The organism is Desulfurellaceae bacterium, assembly GCA_021296095.1.
Taxonomy (GTDB): domain Bacteria; phylum Desulfobacterota; class Binatia; order Bin18; family Bin18; genus JAAXHF01.
In genome coordinates this window covers 1-6,318 of sequence record JAGWBB010000124.1, presented here as the reverse complement: position 1 = coordinate 6,318, position 6,318 = coordinate 1, and the positions used below count along the sequence as shown (strand labels likewise).

Annotated in this window: 6 protein-coding genes; 3 read left to right on the top strand and 3 right to left on the bottom strand. The window is 62.1% G+C overall.

What is annotated here, in order from left to right; genetic code table 11:
- The 3 genes from J4F42_20625 to J4F42_20615 form a co-directional block, all read left to right on the top strand.
- The coding region (locus J4F42_20625) for a hypothetical protein (GenBank protein ID MCE2487926.1) at positions 1 to 513 on the top strand (513 nt) is incomplete at its 5' end.
- 40 nt (positions 514 to 553) lie between these two features.
- Positions 554 to 2,041, top strand: coding sequence for a hypothetical protein (locus J4F42_20620; protein MCE2487925.1), 1,488 nt, complete (start codon positions 554 to 556; stop codon positions 2,039 to 2,041).
- A gap of 30 nt (positions 2,042 to 2,071) precedes the next feature.
- A complete protein-coding gene (locus J4F42_20615; protein ID MCE2487924.1) occupies positions 2,072 to 3,124 on the top strand; it encodes a methyltransferase domain-containing protein in 1,053 nt (350 codons plus the stop codon).
- Positions 3,125 to 3,163: 39 nt separating this feature from the next.
- Here the strand turns inward: J4F42_20615 and J4F42_20610 are convergent, their stop codons facing one another.
- The 3 genes from J4F42_20610 to J4F42_20600 form a co-directional block, all read right to left on the bottom strand.
- Positions 3,164 to 4,030: an MBL fold metallo-hydrolase gene (locus J4F42_20610; protein MCE2487923.1), complete on the bottom strand. Its 867-nt coding sequence runs from the start codon at positions 4,028 to 4,030 to the stop codon at positions 3,164 to 3,166.
- Positions 4,031 to 4,088: 58 nt separating this feature from the next.
- On the bottom strand, positions 4,089 to 4,613 hold the full coding sequence (locus tag J4F42_20605) for a VOC family protein (GenBank protein MCE2487922.1): 525 nt from the start codon (positions 4,611 to 4,613) through the stop codon (positions 4,089 to 4,091).
- A gap of 251 nt (positions 4,614 to 4,864) precedes the next feature.
- Complete coding sequence (locus J4F42_20600) at positions 4,865 to 6,106, bottom strand: S8 family peptidase (protein ID MCE2487921.1); 1,242 nt, start codon at positions 6,104 to 6,106, stop codon at positions 4,865 to 4,867.
- Between the last annotated feature and the right edge of the window lie 212 nt (positions 6,107 to 6,318).

Below are 6,318 nucleotides of genomic sequence, written 5' to 3'. Positions count from 1 at the left end.
GGGCCGATCAAGTGGCAACCGACCCGGACACCATCGCAGAGTGCGACGACTCCTTTCAATAGCGGGCTTGGGGGTGAGCCGCCGGGAGCCGAGCGGGTGATGGCGCGAATTCTGCTGCTCGATATTGACGGGGTGGTCAAGAGTCTCGAAGGCGCCCCGTGGTCGATTCCAGGCTCGGACTGGAAGCGCGGTGTCCAGGACTTTCTGGCCTGGTGTCAGCAGAATTTTGATGTGGTCATGGTCTTGTCCTCGTGGCAGGCTGAGATTCACCGTGAGCTGGCCACACTCGGTGTATGTCTGCCCTCGCTGGCCTGGAAGCGGACCAAGACCGATGGTCTGGCTGGGCTGTGCCGGCCGGGCAATCAGGTCATCTGGGTCGAAGACGGCTGGGAAGCGGAAGACCGGGAGATCGCCCAGACCCTGGGTATTCGCCTGGTTGAAACCGAGTTCAACGAGCACCTGTCGGTGACCCAGGACAAGATACGGCGGGCGATGGAGCCAACATCGGGCTAGCACGCCGCCGCGACTCAGCCGGTCTTTGAGGGGGAGAGCCATGTCGTTCAGGTGGGAAGAAACCACAATCGCCCAAATTCAGACCGCCCTCCAGGCCGGTGCAGTGAGCTGCGCCGAACTGGTCGATGGCTACCTGGCGCGGATTGCGGCCTATGACCGCGGCGGGCCGCGACTCAATTCGATCGTGACCGTCAACCCGCGCGCCCAGGACGAAGCCGCGCGCCTGGATGCCGAGTTGGCCGCCTCTGGAAGCCTGTCGGGCCCGCTACACGGCGTGCCGGTTGTGGTCAAGGATCAGGTCGAAACGGCCGGCATCATGACGAGCTTTGGTTCGATCGCCCTGGACGGCTATATCCCCGACACCGACGCGACGGCGATCACCAAGCTCCGGGCCGCAGGGGCGATTATCCTGGCCAAGACCGCCATGCCCGACTTTGCGACCTCGTGGTTCGGCTATTCGTCACAGCTTGGCACGACAAAGAATCCGTACGATCCGACCCACGACCCGGGGGGCTCGAGCGGCGGGACGGGAGCGGCCGTCGCCGCCAATCTCGGGGCGCTGGGGGTGGGCGAAGATACCGGCGGCTCGATCCGGGTGCCCGCTTCGTTCAATAACCTGGTCGGTCTCAAGGTCACGCCGGGCCTCATCAGTCGGGCCGGCATGTCACCGCTGGTGGAGTTTCAGGACTCGGCCGGACCGATGTGCCGGACCGTGAGCGATGCGGCAAAACTGCTGGAGGTGCTGGCCGGATTTGACCCTGCTGATCCCTACACCGCAACCGCCGTCATTGCCGGCCGGGTGCCGTATAGCCAGTTGCTCGACCGGGCGAGTCTGAGAGGAGCGCGGATCGGCGTGGTACGGCACACCTTTGGTGACGCCGCCGACCCCCAGGCCGCAGCGGTCAACACGCTGACCGAACGCGCCCTGGCGGCGATGACAGCGGCCGGCGCCAGCCTGGTCGAGGTGACGCTTCCCGATCTCCAGCACTATATCGAACGCTCCTCGCTGTATCTCATCCGTTCTCGGCACGATATTGATGCCTTTCTGGCCGCCCGTCCACAGCTGCCGATGACGCGCCTGAGAGACATTCTGGCCGCCAAAAAATACCATCCCAAGCTGGATTTCCTCGAAGCGCTGGCCGAAGGTCCGAGCGACCCGTACGCCGATCCCGAGTATTACCAGCGCTACGCGGCGCGCGAGCAGTTCCAGCGGATGGTGATTAACGCCATGGCCCAGGCCGAAACGCGCGCCCTGGTTTTTCCCACCGCCCAGGTGCCTGCACCGTCGAGAGCCGAGCTTGACGAGGGCAAGTGGCCGCTCTTGGAGTTTCCGACCAACACGCTGATTGCCGCCCAGACCTGGATGCCGGCGATCAGCGTACCGGCCGGATTTACCGACACCAATCTGCCGGTGGGGATCGAGATGGTCGGACTGCCCTACCGCGAGGCCGATCTGCTGTCCCTGGCTTACGCGTTTGAACAAGCGACCCTGCATCGAAGCCCGTCGGCCCACGTTCCCGAGCTGTGAGCCGAGGTGCGCGCGGACTGAGGACGAGCCATGGCTGCCGACAACCCGAGCCTGGACCAGGCCATAGCCTGTCACGTCAAAGGTCAGCTGGACCAGGCCCTGCTGCTCTACCTGGAGGCGTTGCGCCTGAACCCGCGCGACCGGACTGCGGCCGAGCTGGTCTCGGCCATCCTGCGCACCCACTTCGAGCTGGCCGTCAGCCTGATGAAGCTGGGACGCGACGGCGATGCGATTGAGAGCTTCCAGCGCGTGCTGGCCATCCAGCCCGACGAACCGCTCGCCCACGCCTCCCTCAGCCGGCTGTTCCTCGCCCGCAACGACCGGACCCAGGCCACCCCGCACCTGCGCCACTATCTGCGTCTGGTGCCCGAGGATCACATCGGGGCGCGGCTGCTGCTGGCCTATACGGGCGCCGAGCCGCCTCCCGACCGGCCACCACCGGCCTACATCACGCGCTTCTACGACAGCTACGCCGAGACCTACGACCGCAAGCTCGTGGACGGCCTGGGCTACCGGTGTCCGCAGCTCATCCTGGCCGCCCTGCGCCAGCACTGTCGGGGCAAACTCGCCATCCTCGACCTGGGCTGCGGGACCGGCCTGTGCGGTCAGGCCGTGCGACCGCTGGCCGAGCGCCTGGACGGTGTGGACTTGTCCCCCCAGATGGTAGCCAAGGCCACACAGCGACGGATCTATAACCGGCTGGAGGTCGGCGACCTGTACCCCTTCCTGGACAAGAAGCCCGGCCGCTACGAGGCGATCGTGGCCGCCGGGGTTTTTGAGCATGTCGGCGATCCGGCGCGGATTTTCCGCGCCGCGTTCGGCGCGCTGAAGGATCGCGGGGTGTTTGTGTTTACCGCTCAGGACAATCCGGCTCAGGAGCTGAGCGTGAACAGCTCGGCCTTCTACACCCACGGCCGAGGCTACCTGGCCGAGCGGGCTGCGGAGTGCGGCTTCCGCGTCGTCGCGCTGGAACCGGCTGTGATGTGGGTCGAAAACAACGCCCCCGTCCAGGGGCTGTGCGTCGTGCTCAGCAAGCCCGGGGGCGATGCGGGGCAGGTGAGACAGGAGCGTCGGTCGGCTTAGCGCCTCGCGCCTAAGCCGACGCCAGCCGACCTGCGACGTTTACACATCCAGGCGATAGCCGTCCCCATCCCGCACCAGCTTGCCTGCGGTCGGGCCGGCAAAATGGGTGCCGATAATCAGGGTCGGTGTCCCGGCATATTCGGCGAACACCCGCCGCCGGGTGGCCACCGCAGCGTCGTTATCCACATCAAAGGGACTGACCAGACCCGCGTCGTGGAACTGAATCGGGTGGTGGATGAAGTCCCCGGTAATCATGGCCGACTCGCCTCTGGATTCAATGATGACGGAACAGTGGCCGGGGGTATGACCGGGCGTGGCGATCAGGCGCACGCCCTCGCACACCGGGCTCGGTCCTTCGACCGCCTTTGCCAGACCGGCATCCATCACCGGCTGGACCGAGTCGTCATACACAAGACGCTGGACCTGTAAGAACTCGTCGTCGGCATTCGGGTCGATATTGCCGAACAGGTCGAGTTCTTTCTGGTCCATCAGGTAGGACGCGTTGGGGAATGTGGGCACCCACTCGCCGTTGTCCAGGCGCGTATTCCAGCCCACATGGTCGAGGTGCAGATGGGTACACAAGACGTAGTCGATGCTCTCGGGCGGATAGCCCGCAGCCGTCATGTCTTCCAGATACGAGGTGGCCAGATTGCTCATGATGTCCAGGGGCGCGCGGTTCCGCCCGTTGCCGATGCAGGTATCGACCACCAGCTTGGCGCCCGGCGTATCAACGATCAGCGAATGAATGCTCAGGCTCAGCATGCCCTCGGCTGTCACGAAATGGGGCGACAACCACGGGACGGTCTTGACCACGGCCGGGGTGGCGGCCGGGATGACGTCTGAGAATTCCGGGTACTCGATCTCCGTAATCTTGGTGATGGTGACATCACCGATCTTCCACTTCATAGCACGTTCCCTCCTGTGCTGGACTGTTCCGGTGTGTATAGCTGCTGCGGCCCGGCCTTTATAGGGGGCCGGGGCGAACCGGGTTGGTGCCGTCCCAGCCCTTGGCCGCGTTCTCGACGATCATGAATAATTTCTTGAACACGTCGTTGTTGTCCCACAGCTCGGTGTAATGCCCGATGGTCTTGACCGTATCGAAATACACCAGCTCGGCGTCGCTGACCGTGCACTCAAACGCGGCCTCATAGCCGAGTGCCCGGTACTGCGCACAGGCCGCCTTATAGTCCTCCGGCATCAGCCCAAAGTGATGCACGCCGACCCGTCCGGCGTCCAGGAACTCTTTATACACCGAGGGGGTCTGGTCGTGCTGGAAGATCAGCTCGATTTGCAGGTCGCCGCTGTTACCCAGGGCCAGGGTCACGTCCACATTGGACGGCTGGCCCAGATAGCGCTGGTTTTCCAGCGGGCAGTGTTCGTACACAAAAAACGGGCCGACCTTCAGCACATCGACCCAATACTTGAGAGCCGCATCCATGTCTCTGACCACGTAGGCTAGCTGTCGAACGGTATACAGGGGTTGTGTCATAGCCGAGTCCCTCCTTCAGCCGGGCTTCTTATCACACCGGTCGCCGACCCGGCTATGGGCGGAGCGGGTGTAGAGAGACCTCACCGTCGCAGGTCGTCGAGAAACTCCGAGGCCGGCTCCAGGCTGGTCACCAGCAAAATGCATCGACGATTTGGAATTTCATCACGTCTCCACGGCTGTCAGTGCAGCAACGCGATTGGCGACCGCGCTATAGAGGTCGACATCCACTCCTGGAGCACGAATGGAGACAATCAAGGCATAGCGTGTCGCTTTGTCATACCGCTCGAGACGAGGGCGTGTCCTCCATCAGCCAAGTGCGGGATAGACCGCCAGCATACCTCCAGCATACCTCGACTGGCTAAGTCCGCTGCGCTACCTCGCCAGATGTCTGAATGCAGTGACCCCTTGTGCCGATTTTGTTTCCCAATGATCCACCCTGGATCATCCCCACCAACAGGAGTGCGCTCCTCTTCATCGCGAGCTGCGGCATTTATGCGGGCGCGGAAATCGTTCTCCGATTCCGCAGGTCGTTTCACATCGAAACGCAATCCATGTGATTCGTAACGATAGCGTGAGGTAACACCACGCTCCGAGGGATTCGGTTCAATGAAGTAGGAGAGTGTGACCCGCATCTCCACTTGGGTTTCTCCGAGCGCTTCAAGCTCCGCAAGCGGCCAGGGCAGTCGATGCAGGTTCATGTCCCGGAATCTGGGTTGTCTGCCCTGTCCGCGCGTGAAGGGGTGCAGACTATCCTCGCAAACCAGGGTCAGGGAGTCTGAAACACTCCACATTGCTCGGTTGAAATCTGGAAGACCAAATCCACAATGGCGTAAAAGAGCCGTGTAGTCCTTTTTTTTAGGTTGCTTGTCGGAGGGAAGAAGTGTCTGTCGCATGGCTTCTGTCCATTCTGCAGAATGGACGATCAACGCACGTATCGACTCTGGCCACAGCTCCGGGTAAACCGCCGTCAGTCGTGCCGCCATGCGAACAGCCAGAGCAGTAGAGGAGCTGGTCGCATTCGCATGTGTAAACAGGCGCTGAGTCGGCTGATGGTGCGCGGTGAGAAGACTTAGACTCGGCATCATAACCGCACTGAGAGCATCTTTAGCTGCATTTCCTCCTTCGAACACAACATCCGGCTTCAATGGCCACTGAGGTTGCCAGGTGAATGATGTCGTGCTGAAAGGGCTCAGTCCGCCAGAAGGCGCGACCGACTGATACCCGCTAGCATCTGGTTCGGTAATATCGACTAGATTTGTGCAAGCACCGATGGTAAGGGCGTTCCACGCTTGTCCAGGATCATGAATCCCGTCCGTGCTGTTACTGTGTGGGTATTCGGCCCAAGCATTCGAATCATTGACATTGCCGGCGGATACAATCAGCAGCCTTGGATTCGCCCCTTCTCCGTCTGCGTCAACGGCTAAGCGGTCTAGCGTCGCCGACCATGCGGACGGGCGACCACGGTCACGGTTGTCTCGTGCGGTCACTGCCATGCTGAACACGCGACGGCGTCGCGGATCGGTAACTTCCGGCCGTGAAACTGCCTCGGTTGTCAGAAAGCCATGATGTCTTGCATCGTCTTACTTAGCTCCGTCCGCCGGTAGAAGCTTAACTGACTCTAACCGGTGAGAAATGACGAGCGTATCGGCTGAAGCTAAAGCGTTTGTCAAATCTCCAACCAGAGCGAGACTGGCCATGTTTGTGC